Source organism: Pseudomonas monteilii NBRC 103158 = DSM 14164 (assembly GCF_000730605.1).
In the GTDB taxonomy this organism is placed as follows: domain Bacteria; phylum Pseudomonadota; class Gammaproteobacteria; order Pseudomonadales; family Pseudomonadaceae; genus Aquipseudomonas; species Aquipseudomonas monteilii.
In genome coordinates this window covers 1-20458 of record NZ_BBIS01000065.1, presented here as the reverse complement: position 1 = coordinate 20458, position 20458 = coordinate 1, and the positions used below count along the sequence as shown (strand labels likewise).

Below are 20458 nucleotides of genomic sequence, written 5' to 3'. Positions count from 1 at the left end.
GATGAGCGAGAAAAATCCATTGCCAGTCGCCAAGGGCCGCGCCCCGGCGCTGCTGTTGCTGGTGGTTGCCAGCCTGGTGGCTTTGCCACTGTTGCTGCCGTCGGCCACCCTGGCCACCGAGATCCTGATCTTTGCCCTGGCCGCGCTGGCCTGCAACCTGCTGCTCGGCTACACCGGCCTGTTGTCGTTCGGCCAGGGCATCTTCTTTGGCGTGGGTGCCTATGGCGCGGCGCTGCTGATGATCCACCTGCAGTGGGGCATGTTCGCCGCGCTGCTGGGGGCTGCCGTGTTCGGCGCGTTCCTGGCATTGCTGGTGGGCGCGCTGGCGATTCGCCGCACCGGCATTTATTTCGTCATGCTGACCCTGGCCTTCAGCCAGATGGCCTACTTCCTGGCCTACACCCTCAGTGGCTGGACCGGCGGTGACAACGGCCTGCTCGATGTGCCCCGGCCGAACATCGAAATCGCCGGCCATGTGCTGGTCGACCTGGCCGACCCGCGGCACTTCTATGTGTTTGTGGCGGTGCTGTTCCTGTTGATCTTCGCCGCAGCCCTGCGGGTCATCCGCTCGCCGTTCGGCAGCACCCTGCTGGCCATCCGCGAGAACGAAACCCGCGCCGCTGCCATCGGCTACGACACCCGTCACTTCAAGATCCTGGTGTTCATGCTGTCGGGCGCCATCACCGGTATCGCCGGGGCGCTGTACGCCATGCTGCTGCACTTTGCACCGCTGTCGAACATCGACCTGATGATGAGCGAGAACATCCTGATCATGACCATCGTCGGCGGCACCGGCTCGCTGTTCGGCTCGCTGCTGGGGGCCGGTGCCATCGTGCTGCTGGGCGACGTGCTGTCGGAGCTGTGGCCACGCTGGCTGATGCTGCTGGGGGTCATCCTGATCCTCGTCGTGGTGTTCATGCGTGGCGGCCTGTGGGGTGGCCTGGCCGAACTGGGCAAACGCCTGCTGGCCACCCGCAACGCCAATGACAAACCCCAGGCCAAGACCAAGGAGACCCTGTGATGAGCGACTACCTCCTGGAAACCCGCCAGCTGGAGCTGGCCTACGGGCCGTTCAAGGCGGTTGCGGGCGTTGACCTGAAAGTGCGCGCCGGCACCATCCACACCATCATCGGCCCCAACGGCGCCGGCAAGACCAGCCTGTTCCACTGCCTGACCGGCGAGCGCCAGGCCACCGCAGGCAAGATCCTGTTCAACGGCCAGGACATCATCCGCAAGCCATCTCACGGGCGGGTGGCGCTGGGCATGGCCCGTTCGTTCCAGCTCACCAGCCTGTTCCAGAACCTGTCCGTGCGCGAAAACCTGCGCCTGGCCGCCCAAGGCCGCGATGGCCTGGGCGCGCTCAACTTCTGGCGCAGTGTCGAGCACAAGCGCAGCCACTGGAACACCGCCGACCAGGTGCTGGAGCGCCTGAAACTGAGCGCCCGCGCCGAAACCCTGGCCGGTGAGCTGTCGCACGGCCAGCAACGGGTACTGGAAGTGGGCATGTCGATCTGCGCCAAGCCCACCCTGCTGATGCTCGACGAGCCCACCTCGGGCATGGGTATCGACGACATCCCGGTAATGACCGACCTGATCAGCGACCTTGGCCGCGACCATACCGTGCTGCTGATAGAGCACAACATGAGCATCGTCATGTCGATCAGCCAGCGCATCACGGTGATGAGCCACGGCCAGATTCTGGTCGAGGGTACCCCTGAACAGGTGCGCAACGACGAGCGCGTACGCACCGCTTACCTTGGAGAGGCCGCCTGATGCTCAACGTCGATTCGATCCACGCCTACTACGACAAGAGCCATGTGCTCGAAGGGGTTTCGCTCAAGGTCGAGGCCGGCGAGCTGGTAACCCTGCTTGGGCGCAACGGTGCCGGCAAGACCACCACCTTGCGCAGCATCCTCGGCATCGTCCGCCCACGGCAGGGGCAGATCAGCTTCAACGGCCAGCCGCTGGTGGGCCGCGAAATTTTCGATATCGCCCGGCTCGGCATTGCCCTGGTGCCCGAACACCGCGGCATCTTCCGCCAGCTCAGCGTCGAGGAGAACCTGAAAATTGCCGTGCGCAAAACCAGTCGCTGGCAGCTGGAAGACGTCTACAGCATGTTCCCACGGCTCAAGGAGCGCCGCCGCAATGGTGGTTTCGCGCTGTCCGGTGGCGAGCAGCAGATGCTGGCCATCGCCCGCGCCCTGCTCAACGGCCCCAAGCTGCTGATCCTCGATGAACCCACTGAAGGGCTGGCCCCGGTGATTGTCGACGAGCTGGTGAAGATCTTGCGGCGCATCAAGGACGAGGGCCTGTCGATCCTGCTGGTGGAACAGAACCTGATGGTCTGCGATGCCCTTGCCGACCGCCATTATGTGCTGGAGCAGGGCCGGGTCGCTTACCAGGGCAGCGCGGCGCAGTTCCGTGAGGACCCGAGCATCAAGAACCGTTACCTGGCCCTGAGCGCCTGAAAGGAGAACGCCCATGAACACCCGCATCGATCCCTCACAGCACCTGCTCGGCCAAGGTTCGCAGGTCAACCGCGAGCGCCTGTGGCAATCGCTGATGGACCTGGCCCTGCTCGGCGCCACCGCCAAGGGCGGCGTATGCCGCCTGGCGCTGACCGACCTCGACCGCCAGGCCCGCGACCTGTTCGTGCGCTGGTGCGAAGATGCCGGCTGCACCGTCAGCATCGACGCCATCGGCAACATCTTCGCCCGCCGCCCCGGCCGCAACCCTGCCCTGCCCCCCGTGATGACCGGCAGCCACATCGACACCCAACCCACCGGCGGCAAGTTCGATGGCTGCTATGGCGTCATGGCTGGCCTCGAAGTGATCCGAACCCTGAACGATCTCGGCCTGACCACCGAAGCGCCCTTGGAAGTGGTGGTGTGGACCAACGAAGAAGGCTCGCGCTTCCCGCCCTGCATGATGGGCTCGGGTGTGTTCGCCGGTAAGTTCGACCTGCAGGAAACCCTTGATAAGGTCGACGATCAGGGCCTGTCGGTCGGCGCCGAGCTGCAGCGCATTGGGTACGCCGGCCCGCGTGTGCCCACCGGGCATCCCGTCGGTGCCTACTTCGAAGCACATATCGAGCAGGGCCCGGTGCTGGAAGACCAGCGCACCACCATCGGTGTTGTCCAGGGCTGCCTGGGCCAGAAATGGTTCGATCTGGTGCTGACCGGTGTCGAGGCCCATGCCGGCCCCACCCCGATGCACCTGCGCAAGGACGCCCTGGTTGGCGCGGCCGAGGTGGTGGCTGCGGTCAACCGCGTGGCCCACGCCCACCAGCCGCATGCCTGCGGCACGGTCGGCTGCCTGACCTTGCACCCGGGCTCGCGCAACGTCATCCCCGGCCAGGTGCACATGACCATCGACTTGCGCCACCTCGACCCCGGGCACCTCGCGGCCATGGTCAGCGAAGTACGCACGGCCATCGAAAGCAGCACAACCAGGCACGGGCTGAGCTACCAGCTGACCCCGACCGCCGACTTTCCGCCACTGTATTTCGCCGAGCAGTGCGTGGATGCCGTGCGCCAGGGCGCACGCACGCTGGGCCTGAGCCATATGGATATCGTCAGTGGCGCCGGTCACGATGCCATCTTCCTCGCCGAGCTGGGCCCGGCCGGGATGATCTTCGTGCCATGCGAGGGTGGCATCAGCCACAACGAAATCGAAAATGCCGCGCCGCAGGACCTGGCCGACGGCTGTGACGTCCTGCTGCGTGCCATGTTCCAGGCCGCCAACCCAGGAGCCCGTTGAGATGACCCAGAAAACCGCGTTGGGTGAGTTCACCGCCGTCGAATTGCTCGAACTGTACCAGCGCCGTCAGCTGTCGCCGGTCGAGGTGGTCGACGACGTGTTAGCGCGCATCGACCTGCACAACCCGGCGGTGAACGCCTTCTGCCATGTCGACGGTGAAGGTGCTCGCGCCGCCGCCCGCGCCAGCGAGCAGCGCTGGCAACGGGGCGAGCCCTGTGGCCGGCTGGATGGCGTACCCGCCTCGATCAAGGACCTGACCCTGACCCGTGGCATGCCGACCCGCAAGGGGTCACGCACCACCTCCGGCGCAGGGCCGTGGGACGTCGATGCCCCCTTCACGGCGTTCATGCGTGAAGCCGGCGCAGTGCTGGTGGGCAAAACCACAACGCCGGAGTTCGGCTGGAAGGGGGTCACAGACAACCCGCTGTACGGCATCACCCGCAACCCCTGGGATACAAGGCGGACTGCCGGAGGCTCGTCGGGGGGAGCTGCGGCCGCCGCTGCACTGAACCTGGGGGTGCTGCACCAGGGTAGCGATGCCGGCGGCTCGATTCGTATCCCGTGTGCCTTTACCGGCACCTTCGGCATCAAACCGACTTTCGGCTATGTGCCGCAATGGCCGGCCAGCGCCATGACCGTGCTGTCGCACCTGGGGCCGATGACGCGCACCGTAGACGACGCGGTACTGATGCTCGACTGCGTCGCCCGCCCCGATGCCCGAGACGGGCTGGCCGGTGCACCACGGCAGGCGCCGTGGATGGGCCAGCAGCAAGACCTGAGCGGCCTGCGCATCGCCTACAGTGCCAACTTCGGTTACGTGCAGGTCGACCCGCAAATCCAGGCACTGGTGGCGCAAGCAGTGCAGCGCCTGGCACGGCTGGGCGCGCAGGTGGAAGAGGTGGACCCGGGGTTCAACGACCCGCTGGAAACCTTCAATACCCTGTGGTTTGCCGGCGCGGCGCGGTTGGCCAGTGCCTTGAGTGATGAACAGCGAACGTTGCTTGACCCCGGACTACGCTGGATTGCCGAGCAAGGCGCAAAGATCAGCCTTGCCGAATACACCCAGGCGCTGGAGGCACGGGCGGCGCTGATTGCGCAGATGAATGCCTTCCACCAGCGCTATGACGTGCTGGTATCGCCGATGCTGCCGCTGGTGGCATTCGAAGCCGGGCACAACGTGCCGCCTGGGTCGGAGATGGCGCAGTGGATGGAGTGGACGCCGTTCAGCTATCCCTTCAACCTCACCCAGCAGCCGGCGGCTTCGGTGCCTTGTGGGTTTACCCGCGAAGGATTGCCGGTGGGGCTGCAGGTGGTGGCCGGGCGCTTTGCCGATGAGCAGGTGCTGCGGGTGTGCAAGGTGTATGAGCAGCATTACCCGAGCCGGCACTTGCAGGCACCGCGTTGACATTCCGGGGCTGCAAAGCAGCCCCGGAAATCTCAGCCCAAACGCCCTTCTGGCGCATAAGGCGCCGGGTCGATGATAGGCTCGGCCCCGGTCAACAGGTCGGTGAACAACTGGCACGAAGCCGGCGCCAGCACCAGCCCATTACGGTAATGACCGCAGTTCAGCCACAACCCCGCATGCCCTGGCACCGGCCCGATGTAGGGAATGCCTTCCGGCGAGCCCGGCCGCAGCCCCGCCCAATGCCCAACCACGGTGGCCCCCTCAAGCTCAGGCAACAACTCCACCGCCGATGCCTTCAGGCTTTCCAGCGCATCGCCGGTCGGGGTTTTGTCATACCCGGCATGTTCCAGCGTACTGCCCACCAGAATGTGCCCATCGCGACGCGGGATCGCATAGCGCCCTTTGGCCAGCACCATGCTCGGCAAAAAGTCTTCGGTACACTTGAACAAAATCATCTGGCCCTTCACCGGCTCCACCGGCAGCTCAAGGCCAAGGGTACGCAAGAGGTCGCCACTCCAGGCGCCAGCACTGAGCACCACCTCATCCGCCGCCAGCACGCCATCAGCCGTCTGCACACCGGTCACACGCCCGTCTTGCTGAACGAAGCCGGTGATCTGACAGTGTTCGCGCAGGGTTACGTTCGGCAGCGCCAGCAACGCCGCCTTCAGCGACTTGACCAAGCGCGGGTTGCGCACATTGGCCACGCCAGCCATGTAGATGGCGCGCTTGAAGCCCGGGCCCAGCACCGGCACCGCATGATAGGCCGCCGAGATATCCACGGCACTTAGCGGCCGCTGTTCGCGCTCGGCCCAGGCCAGCGCTTCGGCCTCGTCGTCCAGGTCCAGCCAGTACAGGCCAGTGGTGTGCACTTCGGGGTCGACGCCGGTGCTGGCGAACAAACGCTCGCCCAGCTGTGGATAAAAGTCCTGCGACCAGTGCGCCAGGGCGGTCACCGCCGGGCTGTAGCGCCACGGGTACAGCGGCGAAACAATGCCGCCACCGGCCCACGACGACTCACGGCCGACCTCGCCTTGGTCACACACCACGACCTGCCCGACCTTCGCCGCCAGGTTGAACGCCGTCAGCAGGCCGATGACCCCGCCGCCGACCACCACTACTTGCTTGCTCATCTGTCGATCCAACACCTGAAGTAAAACCGCGATGCACGGGGCATCATTCAACCTTCAGCTTCCCCAGCAGTGGGCGCCGTGTTCAACAGCACCCGGATTGCGCTGCACGCCGGCCTGGTCAAGCTGGAAGTCGCCACAGCCATCCTGCGCCATCAGCCCATGCGGCAGCCGCCGGGCGCGCAGCGTGAAGGTGTCGCTGTCGCGCTGGGCCTGCAGGCTGTAATAGCGGGTGCCGTCGGGCAAGGCCGGGTCGCCTTCGGCGTACTGGCCGGTGCGCACGCGGTGGCGCTCCAGGCGCAAGGCGGCATCGTGCAGCAGGCCAACCGCTTCGCTGCGCGCGGCTCGCCGAAGCTGGTCGCTGTAACTGGGGTAGGCAATGGCTGCCAGAATGCCGGTCACGGCCAGCACAATCAACAACTCGATCAGGCTCAAGCCTTGCTGCATGTCAGTCTCCTCTGAGTCTTTGGCGCCAGGTGATGCGCTGGATTGTGTCGCCGGCCACGGCGTAGACGGCTTCCAATACTTGCCGGGCTTGTGCTTGCTGGCTGACGGCGGTTACCCGGTACAACGCAACTGGCTGCCCTTCCGGCATGTACGCAACGCGCGTGCTCATGCCTAGATGCTGGACCTGAAAGTAGCCGCTGCTGCTGCGCTGCCACTGCCCAGTCAAATCGTGCGGGTGCGGAGGAGGCAGGCACATCTGGCATTTGCCTGGAGGTGCCCGCAGCAGTTCATCTGCCCCGGCCTGCAATGTGGCCTCTGCCTCTTCGAACGCCAGCAGGCCATCGCGCAGGTAGCCGGCCATTCGCGTCTCTGCCAAGGCATCACGCAAGGCAGAGGCAGTCAGCAAGCCGAGCAGCAGGCTCAGTACCAACGCCAACAGCAGCACGACACCGCGTTGGCGCTTCATGGCCCCGGCACCCGATTGCGCAGCGCCACGCTGAGTTCATGGCGCTGTTCGAGTTTGAGCGTGGGCTCGTACAACATCAGCGTGATGTCTACCCTCTCCCCCTGCGGCGTTTGCACACGTTCGAAACGCACCTCTCGCACATTCTCGACCAGTGGTTGGAAGTTGCCTTTTCGCTTGAACCTCAGCCTATTGTCATGGAACTGATAGACGTACTGGCTGATGGGGAACGTCAGTGGGTAACCCTCTACTGTTTTTTCATCCACGCGCACTTTTTCGATGCAGTCCGTCTGCAAAACCCAGTCACCGTTGCCAGTTTTTCCGGACAACTCCGCCACAACCAGGCTGAGGGTAGTGGCTTCAACCTCCAGGGGGCGGGCGAAAGCCTGCCGCGCAGCCGGGTACTCAAAGTCGTCAGGTTTAATCCTCAGGCAACCAAACATCCCTGCCATGCGGATATCCTGCGCCATGCGCAGCAAAGCAAGTCGTGCCTCATCCTGCATGCGCACTGCCGTACTTTGCAGACGCCAGGTCTGGTGTGCAGAGGTAAAGAGCTGGCTGGCCGCTGCCAGCAGCATCAATCCGATGGCCAGCGCCATCACCACCTCAACCAGACCGAACCCAATCTGGCGGCGCCTCATCGCCGCCTCCGCTCATGCTCGCTGTGCACCGCCATCGCGGCCTGCCCATCACGACGTGCGCCGTCCGCAGCCTGCAATGCCTGCAACTGCATCGCTGCCGTTGCGAACATGCCCACGGCCACAACCACGACTGCCAACAACACTTCCAGGAGCGTCATGCCCCGTTGCCTTGCGTGCATCCCTGCACCTCCCGCGATTTTTCCTGCAATGGCCCTGAACCCGGCCGACTAGACGGCTTGGCCGATGAACGTGAAGCTATAGCCAAGCACTTCCAGGGAGGAATGCACGGTGAAGCAACGAGGCGTAACACTGATTCAAATGTTGTCGGCTTTGGCCGTGGCCGTCTTGCTGACACAGCTCGGTATGCCGGCTTACGCCAGAATGACTGATGACCTACACAGGGCAGCGGCTGCCCGAGATTTGGCACAGGCACTGCGCAGTGCTCGCAGCCATGCACTGCTGCTGGGCCAGAACGTGCGGGTCCAGGGCGTTGAGAGCGATTGGGGAAAAGGATGGCGAGTGTTGCTGGAGCACAATGAGCAGGTATTGCGTGAACAACGTCTTTCAAGGCCCATAAGGATAATGGCCAATACAGGCGATCAGATCAGGTTCAGCGCACTGGGTGTCCCACTGGGCAAGAGAGGTGGCACGCTGGAGCTCTGCGAGAAAAACGCCGCCACCAGTTTTACTCAGGTGGTGATGGCTTCCACCGGGCGAATCAGACTGCGCACAGGTGAACCGGAAAAGGTTTCCCTGTGCGCAGGCCATTGATCAGATCAGCGAACGAACCCGCAGCTCTTTAGGCATCGAGAACGTGATGTTCTCTTCCCGCCCATCCAGCTCTTCAGCGCCAGTGGCACCCCAGGCCTTGAGCTGCTCGATCACGCCACGCACCAGCACTTCTGGGGCAGAAGCACCGGCGGTGATGCCGATTCGAGCGGCCTGGTCGAACCAACCTTGTTGCAGGTCTTCAGCACCGTCGATCAGGTAAGCCGGGGTGCCCATACGCTCGGCCAGCTCGCGCAGGCGGTTAGAGTTGGAGCTGTTAGGGCTGCCCACCACCAGCACCACGTCGCATTCACCGGCCAGTTGCTTCACGGCATCCTGGCGGTTCTGGGTGGCGTAGCAGATGTCGTCCTTGCGCGGGCCACCGATGTTCGGGAAGCGTGCACGCAGGGCATCGATGACGCGGCTGGTGTCGTCCATCGACAACGTGGTCTGGGTCACGAAGGCCAGGTGGTCCGGGTCGCGCACCTGCAACTTGGCCACATCCTCTTCGTCTTCGACGAGGTAGATGGAGCCACCGTTGCTGGCGTCGTACTGGCCCATGGTGCCTTCGACTTCCGGGTGCCCTTCGTGGCCGATGAGAATGCACTCACGGCCGTCGCGGCTGTACTTGGCAACCTCGATATGCACCTTGGTCACCAGCGGGCAGGTGGCATCGAACACTTTCAAGCCACGGCCAGCCGCTTCCTGGCGCACAGCCTGGGAAACACCGTGGGCACTGAAGATGACGATGACATCGTCCGGCACCTGGTCCAGCTCTTCGACGAAGATGGCACCGCGGTTGCGCAGGTCTTCCACCACGAACTTGTTGTGCACCACCTCGTGACGCACATAGATCGGCGGGCCGAAAACTTCCAGCGCGCGGTTGACGATCTCGATCGCCCGGTCGACCCCCGCGCAGAAGCCGCGAGGGTTGGCGAGTTTGATTTGCATGCTCGGCTCCAGGCTTACAGGGCCTTCACCCCGAGGATCTCCACCTCGAAGGTCAGGGTCTTGCCAGCCAGTGGGTGATTGAAGTCGATGGTCACCTGGTCGTCATCGAACGCTTTGACCACACCCGGCAGCTCGGTGTTGGCGGCGTCATTGAAGATGATCAGCAGCCCTTCGGACAGCTCCATGCCTTCGAAGTTGGACCGCGGCATGACTTGCACGTTTTGCGGGTTGGGCTGGCCGAAGGCGTTCTCCGGGGCCACCACCACAGTACGCTTGTCACCGGCCTTGAAGCCGAACAGCGCGTTTTCGAAACCTGGCAGCAGGTTGCCGTCGCCCACCTTGAAGGTGGCCGGGGCCTTGTCGAACGTGCTGTCGACGGTGTCGCCGTTTTCCAGATGCAGCGCGAAGTGCAGGGTGACTTCGGTGTTCTGGCCGATACGCGTGTCAGTCATGGACCGGATCCTCAGACTTCTTGCTCTTGAACATATCCAGCGCCAGCATCACCGCGCCAACGGTAATGGCGCTGTCGGCCAGGTTGAAGGCCGGGAAGTAATGGCGGTTCTGCCAGTGCACCAGGATGAAGTCGACCACATGGCCCAGCACGACGCGGTCGTAAAGGTTGCCGATCGCACCACCCAGCACCAGCGACAGCGCCACAGCCAGCCAGGTCTCGTTGCGCCCCAGGCGCTTGAGCCACACCACCAGCACGGCACTGACCACCACGGCGATCAGGGCGAACAGCCAGCGCTGCCAGCCCGAGCTTTCTGCCAGGAAGCTGAAGGCGGCGCCGGTGTTGTAGGCCAAGGTCCAGCTGAAGTAGTCCGGAATGACGACAATCTGCTGGTACATGGTCAAGGCGTTGTTGAAATACAGCTTGGTGGCCTGGTCAAGAACCAGGACCAGCAAGCTCAGCCAAAGCCATGCAAGGCGCCCGAAGCGCCCCGCTGCAGGGTTAGGCATAGTGACGCACCTCGCCCGAACCGCTCAGGTTGTCGACGCAACGGCTGCAGATTTCCGGGTGCTCCGGGTGGCTGCCGACGTCGGCGCGGAAGTGCCAGCAACGGCCGCACTTGGCGTGACCGGACTTGACCACTTTCAGCTTGAGGCCTTCGACTTCGGTGGCCACAGCATCCGCTGGCGCCTGCACGAACGGCACCACGCTGGCGGCCGAAGTGATCAGCACGAAGCGCAGTTCGTCGCCCAGCTTGCCCAGGTCGGCGCTCAGCCCTTCGTCGGCGTACAGGGTGACTTCGGCCTGCAGGTTGCCGCCAATGACCTTGGCGGTACGCTGGTTTTCCAGCTCCTTGTTGACCGAGGCCTTCACTGCCATCACGCGGTCCCAGTAGGCGCGGTCCAGCTCGGTGCCTTCCGGCAGCTCGCTCAGGCCCTGGTACCAGCCGTTGAGCATCACCGACTCGTTGCGCTCGCCTGGCAGGTACTGCCAAATTTCATCGGCGGTGAATGCCAGGATCGGCGCGATCCAGCGCACCAGCGCTTCGCTGATGTGGTACAGCGCGGTCTGGCAGGAACGGCGGGCGACACTGTTGGCGCCGGTGGTGTACTGGCGGTCCTTGATGATGTCGAGGTAGAAGCCGCCCAGCTCCTGCACGCAGAAGTTGTGCACCTTGGAGTAAACGTTCCAGAAACGGTACTCGCTGTAGTGCTCTTCCAGCTCGCGTTGCAGCAACAGGGTGCGGTCCACGGCCCAACGGTCCAGTGCCAGCATGTCTTCCGGGGCCAGCAGGTCGCGGGCCGGGTCGAAGCCGGACAGGTTGGACAGCAGGAAGCGCGCGGTATTGCGGATACGGCGGTAGGCGTCGGCGCTGCGCTGCAGGATCTGCTCGGAAACCGCCATTTCACCGGAGTAGTCGGTAGCGGAAACCCACAGGCGCAGGATATCGGCACCCAGGGTGTTGTTGACCTTCTCCGGCTCGATGGTGTTACCCAGCGACTTGGACATCTTGCGGCCGTTCTCGTCCACGGTGAAGCCGTGGGTCAGCAGCTCGCGGTAAGGCGCATGGTTGTCGATGGCGCAACCGGTCAGCAAGGAAGAGTGGAACCAGCCGCGGTGCTGGTCGGAACCTTCCAGGTACAGGTCGGCGCGCGGGCCGGTGGCGTGGCCGATGTCGTGCGAACCACGCAGCACATGCCAGTGGGTGGTGCCCGAGTCGAACCACACATCGAGCGTATCGGCGATCTTGTCGTACTGGTCGGCTTCAGCGCCCAGCAGCTCGGCGGCGTCCAGTTTGAACCAAGCTTCGATGCCTTCCTGTTCGACGCGCTTGGCCACTGCTTCCATCAGCTCGACGGTGCGTGGGTGCAGTTCGCCGGTTTGCTTGTGCAGGAAGAACGGGATCGGTACACCCCAGTTGCGCTGACGCGAGATGCACCAGTCCGGGCGGTTGGCGATCATCGCGTGCAGGCGCGCCTGGCCCCAGGCCGGCACGAACTTGGTGTCTTCGATGGCTTTCAGCGCGCGCTCACGCAGCGGCTCGCCAGTGGTCGGCTGCTTGTCCATGCCCACGAACCACTGCGCGGTGGCGCGGTAGATCAGCGGGGTTTTGTGACGCCAGCAGTGCATGTAGCTGTGGCTGATGGTTTCGGTGTGCATCAGCGCACCGACTTCGCTCAGCTTCTCGACGATGGCCGGGTTGGCCTTCCAGATGAACTGGCCGCCGAAGAAGGGCAGCGACTCGACATACACACCGTTGCTCTGCACCGGGGTGAGGATGTCGTCATTGACCATGCCGTAGCGCTTGCAGGTGACGAAGTCGTCTTCACCGTAGGCTGGCGAGGAGTGCACCACGCCGGTACCGGCGCCCAGCTCGACGTAGTCGGCCAGGTAGATCGGCGACAGGCGGTCGTAGAACGGGTGGCGGAAGTTGATCAGTTCTAGCGCCGAACCTTCAGCGGTAGCAATGACCGAGCCTTCCAGGTTGTAGCGCTTGAGGCACGACTCGACCAGCTCTTCAGCCAGCACCAGCAGACGCTCACCGGTATCGACCAAGGCGTATTTGAACTCCGGGTGGATGTTCAGCGCCTGGTTGGCCGGGATGGTCCACGGGGTGGTGGTCCAGATCACGATGGCGGCTGGTTTGGCCAGCGCATCCAGGCCGAAAGCGGCGGCCAGCTTGGCCTCATCGGCAACCGGGAAGGCCACGTCGATGGTCTGGGATTTCTTGTCGGCGTACTCGACCTCGGCCTCGGCCAGCGCCGAACCGCAATCGAAGCACCAGTTCACAGGCTTGAGGCCCTTGAACACGAAGCCTTGCTTGACCATTTCGGCCAGGGCGCGGATTTCGCCGGCCTCGTTGGCGAAGTTCATGGTCTTGTACGGGTTGTCCCAGTCACCCAGCACACCCAGGCGGATGAACTCAGTCTTCTGCCCTTCGATCTGCTCAGCAGCATACTCGCGGCACAGCTCGCGGGTGCGGTCGGCGGACAGGTGCTTGCCGTGGGTTACCTCGACCTTGTGCTCGATCGGCAGACCATGGCAGTCCCAGCCCGGCACGTACGGCGCATCGAAGCCGGCCAGGGTCTTGGAACGGACGATCATGTCCTTGAGGATCTTGTTCAGCGCATGACCGATGTGAATCTTGCCGTTGGCATAGGGCGGGCCGTCGTGCAGGACGAACTTGGGACGATCCTTGCCAATTTCGCGCAGCTTCTGGTACAGGCCAATGCTGTCCCAGCGCTGCAGGATCTGCGGTTCGCGCTGAGGCAGGCCGGCCTTCATGGGGAAGGCGGTGTCCGGAAGGTTAAGCGTGGCTTTGTAGTCGGTCATTTCAGGCTCTTCGTTAGCGGTTGAGCGTGCCAATGTGCACGTGCGGCGGCGATATCCGCATCGATCGCCGACTTCAGCGCCTCCAGGGAGGCAAATCGCTGCTCTTCACGCAGCTTGTGGTGGAACTCCACCGTCAGGCGCCGGCCGTAAAGGTCGCCGGCATAATCCAGCAGATGAATCTCCAGATGCGGGCGCCCATCACCGGCAACGGTGGGACGCACGCCGATATTGCCGACACCCGGCCAGGCCTTGCCGTCGATCTCGATGCTGGCCAGGTAGACCCCGGACAGCGGCACGCGGCGGCGCTTGAGCTGGATGTTGGCGGTAGGTGTGCCGAGCTGGCGGGCCAGCTTCTGGCCATGCAGCACGCGGCCGGTGATGTTGTACGGGCGGCCCAGCAGGTGTTCGGCCAGCTCGAAGTTGCCTTCGGACAGGGCCTTGCGCACCTCAGTGCTGCTGACGCGCAGGCCGTCCTGAATCACCGTGTTGGCGGCCTCGACGGTGAAACCATACTGCTGGCCGGCCTCGACCAGGAAGGCGAAGCCGCCGGCGCGGTCGCAGCCAAAGCGGAAGTCGTCGCCCACTTCAAGGTGACGCACACCCAGGCCGTCAACCAGGATGGCCTTGACGAAGGCATCGGCGCTGAGCTTGCTCAGCCGCTGGTTGAACGCCAGGCACAGCACTCGGTCGATACCTTCGGCGGCCAGTAGCTCGACCTTGTCGCGCAGGCGTGCCAGACGCGCCGGTGCGGTATCGGGGGCGAAATACTCGCGCGGTTGCGGTTCGAAGATCACCACACAGGTCGGCAGGCCCAACGCCTGGCCGCGCTCGCGCAGGCGCGCCAGGATTGCCTGGTGGCCGCGGTGAACCCCGTCGAAGTTGCCAATGGTGGCGACACAGCCCCGGTGCTCGGGGCGCAGGTTGTGAAGACCTCGAACCAGCTGCATAACGCGCTTCTTGCTCATAAAGTGGCCGATTATAACCACACCCGGGCGCTGGTGACAGGCAGCAACGCCCAAGGGCGGCGTGGAATGTGAAAAACCGACGCCTGACCCGTCCGAAGCCTCAATGCAGGGCCTTGCGGGCAAAATGCCGGGGCCGGAAGCCGCACAGGTACAGGCAACCGAAATACGTCACCACACCTGCCAGGATCAACGCCCCCAGGCGTAGCAGGCGCTCAAGCATGTTGCCTTGCTCCCAGGCCGGCAGGTAGTGCATGCCGGCCAGCAATACCGCCGACATCAACCCCACCGCCAGCACCAGTTTGAGCAGGAACATCGCCCAGCCGGGCTGGGGCTGGAACAGCTGCTGGCTGCGCAGCTTCCAGAACAGCAGGCCGGCGTTCAGGCAGGCGCCCAGGCTGATCGCCAGGGCCAGGCCGGCATGGGCCAGCGGGCCGATCAGGGCCAGGTTGAACAGCTGGGTGCAGACCAGGGTGAAAATCGCGATCTTCACCGGTGTGCGGATATTCTGCTGCGCATAGAAGCCGGGTGCCAGTACCTTGACCAGAATGATCGCCAGCAAGCCCACGGAATAGGCAATCAGCGCACGCTGGGTCATGGCCGCGTCAACCGCACTGAACTTGCCGTACTGGAACAGCGCCACGGTCAGCGGCTCGGCAAGGATGGCCAAGGCCAAGGTGCATGGCAGGACCAGCAGGAAGCACAACCGCAGGCCCCAGTCGAGGATTCGCGAATACTCTTCGCGGTCCTTGTTGGCATAGGTCTTGGCCAAAGTCGGCAGCAGGATGGTACCCAGGGCCACGCCGAGCACGCCCGAGGGCAACTCCATGAGGCGGTCGGCGTAGTACATCCACGACACCGAGCCGGCCACCAGGAAGGAGGCGAAGATGGTGTTGATGATGAGCGAAATCTGGCTTACCGAAACCCCGAGAATCGCCGGCAGCATCTGCTTCAGCACCCGCCATACACCCGCGTCCTTGAGGTTCAGGCGCGGCAGCACGAGCATGCCGATCTTTTTCAGCGCTGGCAGCTGGTACAGCAACTGCGCCAGGCCACCGGCCAGCACACCCCAGGCCAAAGCCATGATCGGCGGGTCGAAGTACGGCGTCAGCAGCACGGCGAAGGCGATCATCGCCACGTTCAGCAGGGTCGGGGTGAAGGCGGGTACCGAAAAACGGTTCCAGGTATTGAGGATCGCCCCAGCCAGGGAAGACAGCGAGATTAGCAATATATAAGGAAAAGTCACCCGCAACAGCGCAGTGGTCAGCTCGTATTTTTCCGCGCTGTCGACAAAGCCCGGGGCTGTGGCCCACACCACCCACGGTGCCGCCAGGATGCCGATGGCAGTCACCAAGGCCAGGACCAGGGTCAACAGGCCACTGACATACGCGATGAAAGTGCGAGTCGCCTCCTCGCCTTGCTGGGTCTTGTATTCGGCCAGGATCGGCACGAAGGCCTGGGAGAAGGCCCCTTCGGCGAAGATGCGCCGCAGCAGGTTGGGCAACTTGAACGCGATGAAGAAGGCATCGGTGGCGACACCAGCACCAAAAATGCGGGCCAGGATGGTGTCGCGAACAAAGCCCAGCACCCGCGAAATCATGGTGATCGAGCTTACTGCAGCCAGGGATTTGAGCAGGTTCATCGAAAAGATTCACGCCAATGACAGAGGACGCTGCCAGACAGCGTCCGAATGTGCGATACTCCCGCGCCTTCGCAGGGGAGCCAAAAATTCCCGAGTGTACAGGTCGCGCAGCAGAAAGGAATCTTTCCCGCTTGTTGGCGCACCGCTCGGCGGAACCTTGCAGGTGGCCTTGACATCCGGTCGACTGATCGGCATGATTCGCGGCCTATTTTGTTTGCTATTTACCTAAAGTCTTTCGAGGAGCTCGACGGTGGCCAACACACCTTCCGCCAAGAAACGTGCAAAACAGGCTGAGAAGCGTCGCAGCCACAACGCCAGCCTGCGTTCCATGGTCCGCACCTACATCAAGAATGTAGTTAAAGCCATCGACGCAAAAGACGCCGAAAAAGCGCAAGCCGCTTACGTTCTGGCTGTACCTGTAATCGACCGTATGGCCGACAAAGGTATCATCCACAAGAACAAGGCTGCTCGTCACAAAGGCCGTCTGAATGGCCACATCAAGGCGCTGAAAGAAGCTGCAGCTGCCTAAGCGACGTGCTAGTCGAAAAGCCGACCCTAGGGTCGGCTTTTTGTTGCCTGCGATTTATTGGAATCGTTCGATTCGAACATTGATGGTCAATTGACACAATAATACTCATCAATTGACGCTCGTAGGAACGGGTTTACCCGCGAACACCGGCAGAGCCGGTGCCATGCATCGCGAGATTTCTTGCAGGTAAACCCGCTCCAACAATTCTTACTTGGCTATCTGGATCTTCGGTGCCCACTGCAGCCATTCATCCTCGGCCTTGTCGAACAAGGCGAAGGTCTGCTGTGGCCGGGCCGGGTTACCCATTTGCTCGCCATCTGGTGTAGCGAACGCGATACCACCGTCGATCAGGGTCTCCACCGACTCGGTACGCACCGTAGCCCCCTTGAACAGCCCCCAGTCGAAACCGAAGCCACTGCTGTTCCAGAAGCGGCTACCACTGCGCACCAAAGCAGCATAGCGTGGCTCGATAAGGATATGGATCAGCACGCGGTCGGCATTCTGGCCCAGCTCGAAGCCCGTCACCTTCCCCACCGCCACCTCGCGGTAGGTCACCGGCACCCCGGGCTTGATCGAGCCGCGGCGTGGCGCACTAAGCGTCAATGGCAAACCGACCTCTGGCCCCGCCACCTGCGGCGCATCAGCCAAGGCGATGAAATCGCGCTGCGGGCCACGGTCCTTGGCCGCCGGCTGCACTTCCAGGTACTGCCCGCCCACAAGGGTGTCGAGGTTTTCGGTGCGTACCAGGCCCAAAGCCGGCTTGACCACCCAGAACTGCGTCCCGACACGGGCGATACGGTCTGCCGACTCGGTAATGCGAGCGCGCAGAAGCACCGCCTGCAGGTCGTCGGTGAGGTCGACGCTTTCGATACTGCCCACATCCAGGCCACGGAAGCGGATCGCTGTGCCCGGCTTCAGGCCATCTGCCCGGTCAACGCGGATGGTAATCAAGGTACCCGCGCGGTTTACCGCCTCTTGGCTATCATGCAGGCGGAAGCGCGGAATATGGCGCTTGAGCGCCACATCGGGCCGTGGCGTGTCGAAGGCGATACCACCGGCCATCAGCGTTTGCAGCGACTCACTCTTGATCTTGATGCCCGACAGGCCGCCCGTCAGGGTGATACCACTGACGTTCCAGAAGCGCGATGAACCGTTGACCAGCTTCTCGTACTCTTTCTCGATATGCACGCCGATCAGAATTCGGTTGCTGTTACGGGCGAACTGGTAGCTCTGCACGCTGCCCACCTTCACCTGGCGGTACATTACCGGGCTGCCGATTTCCAGCGAACCCAGGGTATCGGCGAACAACACCATGTGCAGACCCGGCGCCTTGAGGTCGAGCGGCGGCGCCTTGGCGCGGGCCTCGAACTCACGCTCGGGCCGGGCGCCCTTTTCGCCCGGGCGAATGGCGATGTAGTTACCTTTGACCAATGCCTCCAGGCCGGTGATACCCGCCAGGGAAATCGACGGTTTGACCACCCAGAACTGCGTGCCTTCGACCAGGTAGTCCTCGGTCAGCGGGTCCAGCGTCAGCTCCGCTGATGCACTGGCCAGGTTGTCTTCCATCTTCAGGGCTTTCAGCGAGCCCACCTGGATGCCCTTGTACATCACCGGCGTGCGACCTGCCTGCAGGCCTTCATAGTCGCTCAGCTTCACTTTGACGCGGATACCGGCCTGGGCTGCATCGAAGTCTTCATACAGACGGAACGGCAGGCTCGGGTCGGTGGGCGGGCTGTCCTTGCGGTATTCCGGCGTGGCGAAAGCGATACCACCGGCCACGATGCTCGACAGCGACTCGCTGCGCACCTTAACACCCGAAAGCGAAGCATCGATGCTGACGCCACTGGCGTTCCAGAAACGCGTGTGCTTGCGGACCAGGCTGGCGTAGGCTGGCTCGATGAAAACCTTGACCTCTACAGTGCTCTGGTCCTCGGACAAGCGGTAGCTTTTTACGCGACCAACCTGGATCTGTTTGTAGAACACCGGGCTGTCACGGTTGAGCGAGCCCAGCCTGTCGGCCTTGAGCGTCAAATGCAGGCCCGGCTCCGTATCCGAGAGCGGTGGTGCCACCTTCAATGCGGTGAAGCGCTTGGTGCGCTCCCCCTCCCCCGGGCTAACGGCGATGTAGTTACCCGATACCAATGTTTCAAGACCGGAAATACCTGCCAGGCTGACACTCGGCTTCACCAGCCAGAAGCGCGTGCCTTTGGTCAGGTGAGGCTCGGCGGCCTTGTTCATCTCGATGGTAGCGATCACACCCTGGTTGTCGCCCTTGGCGTCGAGCACCAGGCTTACCACCTTGCCAACCGGCATGCCCTTGTAGATCACCTCAGTCTTGTTGGCGACGATGCCCTCGCCCGACTCGAAACGGACTTCAATTTGCACACCGGCATCACGGTAGGCTTGCCATGCGAGCCAGCCACCGATCATCAAGGCAATCAAAGGCAGGATCCAGATAGCCGACCAGTTCGAGGCTGGGCGGGTTTTAGCCGTTGGCAGGTCACTCATGGTCGTCATCCGACTCCGTGTTATCCCAAATCAGTCGGGGATCGAAAGTTAAAGCGGCAAGCATTGTCAGGATCACCACAGTTGCGAAGGCGACAGCGCCCAGGTTGGCTTCGACACTGGCTATTCGGCCGAAATTCACCACCGCCACCAGAATGGCAATGACAAAGATATCCAGCATGGACCAGCGCCCAATGAATTCGATGAAGCGGTACATCAATATCCGTTGCCGGGCAGACAGCGGTTGCCGACGTTGAACGGAGTACAGCAGCAAGCCAATACCCACCAGCTTGAATGTGGGCACCAGGATACTGGCAATGAACACCACAGCCGCGATGGGCACCATACCGTGCTTGAGCAGCGTGATGACGCCGGACATGATCGTGTCAGGGCTGCCCTGACCGAGCGTACTCACGGTCATGATCGGCAGCATGTTGGCCGGGATGTACAGGATCGATGCAGCAATCAGTAACGCCCAGGTACGCACGATGCTGTTCGGCCGGCGTGCATGCACGATGGCGCCGCAACGCGTACAGGTCTGTGAAGTGCTGTCGGGCGCTTGCCGGTTCAGCTGGTGACATTCATTGCAGACAAGAATGCCCGCATCAATCGCCCGCATGCAGGTCCTCCCCCGATAGCGCACTCCAGATCTGGTGAGGTGACATCACCACTTCGAGCCACACCTGGATCAATAACAGGCTGATGAAGCAGAACAACCCCAGGCCCACTGTCAATTCGGCCAGGTCCACCAACTTGACGATGGCCACCAGCACCCCCATGAAATAGACCTCGAGCATGCCCCAATCACGCAGGTGGTGATAGATGCGGTAGAACAGCAGGCCGAAGTTACGCCCCACATTCAGGCGGATACTCAGCAGCACTGCCAACTGGCAGAGCAGTTTTGCCAGGGGGATGGCCATGCTACACAGGAAAACCACCACGGCTACGGCGCGCATTCCTGAGCTGTACAGGCCCAGCACACCACTCCAGACGGTGTCGTCCGAAGTCTGGCCAAGCAGATGCAGCTGCATGATTGGCAGGAAATTGGCTGGCACGAAAAGCAACAGGGCGGTCAACACCAAGGCCAGGCTGCGGTTGACCACATTGTGCCGGTGAGCGTAGAGCTCGTAGCCACAGCGCGGGCACTGGGCTTTTTCATCATGCTGGAGCACGGGCTTGCGCAGCAGCAGGTCGCATTCGTGACAGGCGACAAGCTCGTCCAGCGGCAACTGGGCCAGGGTTTCGGGATCGACAGGGTTTGGCATATAGCGCTTCTGAATAGGTGCGTGGGGCTATTCTAGTGTTCTGGCTCGAATTGTGGGAGCTGACCTTGGCCAGGAGGGTGTATCACCTTCCTGCGGGAGCGGGCGCGCCCGTGAAACAGGCGACACGGTGGATGGCACCGGCGTTGCCGGTGTTCGCGGCTAAAGCCGCTCCTACAGGGATCTGGGCAAGGCCGAGACTTGCGTGGACCT

At 62.9% G+C, this 20458-nt stretch carries 21 protein-coding genes; 7 read left to right on the top strand and 14 right to left on the bottom strand.

The window, feature by feature from the left end; all coding sequences use genetic code 11:
* The first annotated feature begins 1 nt into the window (after nucleotide 1).
* From PM2_RS27115 to PM2_RS27095, 5 genes are read left to right on the top strand one after another with little or no spacing between them, the layout of a single operon-like run.
* Complete coding sequence (locus PM2_RS27115) at nucleotides 2–1021, top strand: branched-chain amino acid ABC transporter permease (protein ID WP_025754951.1); 1020 nt, start codon at nucleotides 2–4, stop codon at nucleotides 1019–1021.
* On the top strand, nucleotides 1021–1773 hold the full coding sequence (locus tag PM2_RS27110; RefSeq protein WP_012051121.1) for an ABC transporter ATP-binding protein: 753 nt from the start codon (nucleotides 1021–1023) through the stop codon (nucleotides 1771–1773). Before PM2_RS27115 ends, PM2_RS27110 begins: the two co-directional genes overlap by 1 nt.
* A complete protein-coding gene (locus tag PM2_RS27105; RefSeq protein WP_016713401.1) occupies nucleotides 1773–2468 on the top strand; it encodes an ABC transporter ATP-binding protein in 696 nt (231 codons plus the stop codon). Before PM2_RS27110 ends, PM2_RS27105 begins: the two co-directional genes overlap by 1 nt.
* Nucleotides 2469–2481: 13 nt before the next feature.
* Complete coding sequence (locus tag PM2_RS27100; RefSeq protein WP_016713402.1) at nucleotides 2482–3759, top strand: Zn-dependent hydrolase; 1278 nt, start codon at nucleotides 2482–2484, stop codon at nucleotides 3757–3759.
* A 1-nt stretch (nucleotide 3760) separates the two neighbouring features.
* Nucleotides 3761–5164, top strand: coding sequence for an amidase (locus PM2_RS27095; protein ID WP_028700008.1), 1404 nt, complete (start codon nucleotides 3761–3763; stop codon nucleotides 5162–5164).
* 32 nt (nucleotides 5165–5196) lie between these two features.
* On the opposite strand, the gene thiO is transcribed toward PM2_RS27095, so the two are convergent.
* The 5 genes from thiO to PM2_RS27070 are packed head-to-tail and all read right to left on the bottom strand — an operon-like array spanning nucleotide 5197 to nucleotide 8021.
* Entirely contained in the window at nucleotides 5197–6294 is a 1098-nt protein-coding gene (gene thiO / locus PM2_RS27090) for a glycine oxidase ThiO (RefSeq protein ID WP_016713404.1), read from the bottom strand.
* 54 nt (nucleotides 6295–6348) lie between these two features.
* Nucleotides 6349–6738, bottom strand: coding sequence for a type IV pilin protein (locus PM2_RS27085; protein WP_016713405.1), 390 nt, complete (start codon nucleotides 6736–6738; stop codon nucleotides 6349–6351).
* A gap of 1 nt (nucleotide 6739) precedes the next feature.
* Nucleotides 6740–7204: a hypothetical protein gene (locus tag PM2_RS27080; RefSeq protein ID WP_028700009.1), complete on the bottom strand. Its 465-nt coding sequence runs from the start codon at nucleotides 7202–7204 to the stop codon at nucleotides 6740–6742.
* Nucleotides 7201–7842 carry a PilW family protein gene (locus PM2_RS27075; RefSeq protein WP_028700010.1) on the bottom strand — a complete coding sequence of 214 codons (642 nt, stop codon included), beginning with the start codon at nucleotides 7840–7842 and terminating at the stop codon, nucleotides 7201–7203. Before PM2_RS27075 ends, PM2_RS27080 begins: the two co-directional genes overlap by 4 nt.
* Nucleotides 7839–8021, bottom strand: a complete 183-nt coding sequence (locus PM2_RS27070; protein ID WP_025754948.1) for a prepilin-type N-terminal cleavage/methylation domain-containing protein — start codon at nucleotides 8019–8021, stop codon at nucleotides 7839–7841. Before PM2_RS27070 ends, PM2_RS27075 begins: the two co-directional genes overlap by 4 nt.
* A gap of 109 nt (nucleotides 8022–8130) precedes the next feature.
* On the opposite strand from PM2_RS27070, the gene PM2_RS27065 reads away from it, so the two are divergent.
* On the top strand, nucleotides 8131–8613 hold the full coding sequence (locus PM2_RS27065; protein WP_028700011.1) for a GspH/FimT family pseudopilin: 483 nt from the start codon (nucleotides 8131–8133) through the stop codon (nucleotides 8611–8613).
* Here the strand turns inward: PM2_RS27065 and ispH are convergent, their stop codons facing one another.
* From ispH to murJ, 6 genes are all read right to left on the bottom strand, one after another.
* Nucleotides 8614–9561 (bottom strand): 4-hydroxy-3-methylbut-2-enyl diphosphate reductase, encoded by a 948-nt coding sequence (gene ispH / locus PM2_RS27060; protein WP_016713410.1) that lies wholly within the window; start codon nucleotides 9559–9561, stop codon nucleotides 8614–8616. It abuts the gene before it with no gap.
* 14 nt (nucleotides 9562–9575) lie between these two features.
* Complete coding sequence (fkpB, locus tag PM2_RS27055; RefSeq protein ID WP_016713411.1) at nucleotides 9576–10013, bottom strand: FKBP-type peptidyl-prolyl cis-trans isomerase; 438 nt, start codon at nucleotides 10011–10013, stop codon at nucleotides 9576–9578.
* Entirely contained in the window at nucleotides 10006–10521 is a 516-nt protein-coding gene (lspA, locus tag PM2_RS27050; protein ID WP_016713412.1) for a signal peptidase II, read from the bottom strand. Before lspA ends, fkpB begins: the two co-directional genes overlap by 8 nt.
* Nucleotides 10514–13345: an isoleucine--tRNA ligase gene (gene ileS / locus PM2_RS27045; protein ID WP_025754947.1), complete on the bottom strand. Its 2832-nt coding sequence runs from the start codon at nucleotides 13343–13345 to the stop codon at nucleotides 10514–10516. Before ileS ends, lspA begins: the two co-directional genes overlap by 8 nt.
* The gene (gene ribF, locus PM2_RS27040; RefSeq protein WP_025754946.1) at nucleotides 13342–14292 is read right to left on the bottom strand and encodes a bifunctional riboflavin kinase/FAD synthetase; all 951 of its coding nucleotides are present in this window, start codon (nucleotides 14290–14292) and stop codon (nucleotides 13342–13344) included. The genes ileS and ribF overlap by 4 nt, the downstream gene beginning before the upstream one ends.
* A gap of 118 nt (nucleotides 14293–14410) precedes the next feature.
* A complete protein-coding gene (gene murJ, locus PM2_RS27035) occupies nucleotides 14411–15949 on the bottom strand; it encodes a murein biosynthesis integral membrane protein MurJ (protein WP_016713415.1) in 1539 nt (512 codons plus the stop codon).
* A gap of 250 nt (nucleotides 15950–16199) precedes the next feature.
* Here murJ and rpsT point away from each other — a divergent pair, with 250 nt between their 5' ends.
* Nucleotides 16200–16478, top strand: a complete 279-nt coding sequence (rpsT, locus tag PM2_RS27030; RefSeq protein ID WP_003247625.1) for a 30S ribosomal protein S20 — start codon at nucleotides 16200–16202, stop codon at nucleotides 16476–16478.
* 207 nt (nucleotides 16479–16685) lie between these two features.
* Here the strand turns inward: rpsT and PM2_RS27025 are convergent, their stop codons facing one another.
* Genes PM2_RS27025 through PM2_RS27015 form a run of 3 tightly spaced genes read right to left on the bottom strand, consistent with a single transcriptional unit; the run spans nucleotide 16686 to nucleotide 20248 of the window.
* Entirely contained in the window at nucleotides 16686–18986 is a 2301-nt protein-coding gene (locus tag PM2_RS27025) for a PqiB family protein (protein ID WP_025754944.1), read from the bottom strand.
* Complete coding sequence (locus PM2_RS27020; RefSeq protein ID WP_016713417.1) at nucleotides 18979–19602, bottom strand: paraquat-inducible protein A; 624 nt, start codon at nucleotides 19600–19602, stop codon at nucleotides 18979–18981. Before PM2_RS27020 ends, PM2_RS27025 begins: the two co-directional genes overlap by 8 nt.
* Entirely contained in the window at nucleotides 19589–20248 is a 660-nt protein-coding gene (locus tag PM2_RS27015) for a paraquat-inducible protein A (protein WP_016713418.1), read from the bottom strand. Before PM2_RS27015 ends, PM2_RS27020 begins: the two co-directional genes overlap by 14 nt.
* Between the last annotated feature and the right edge of the window lie 210 nt (nucleotides 20249–20458).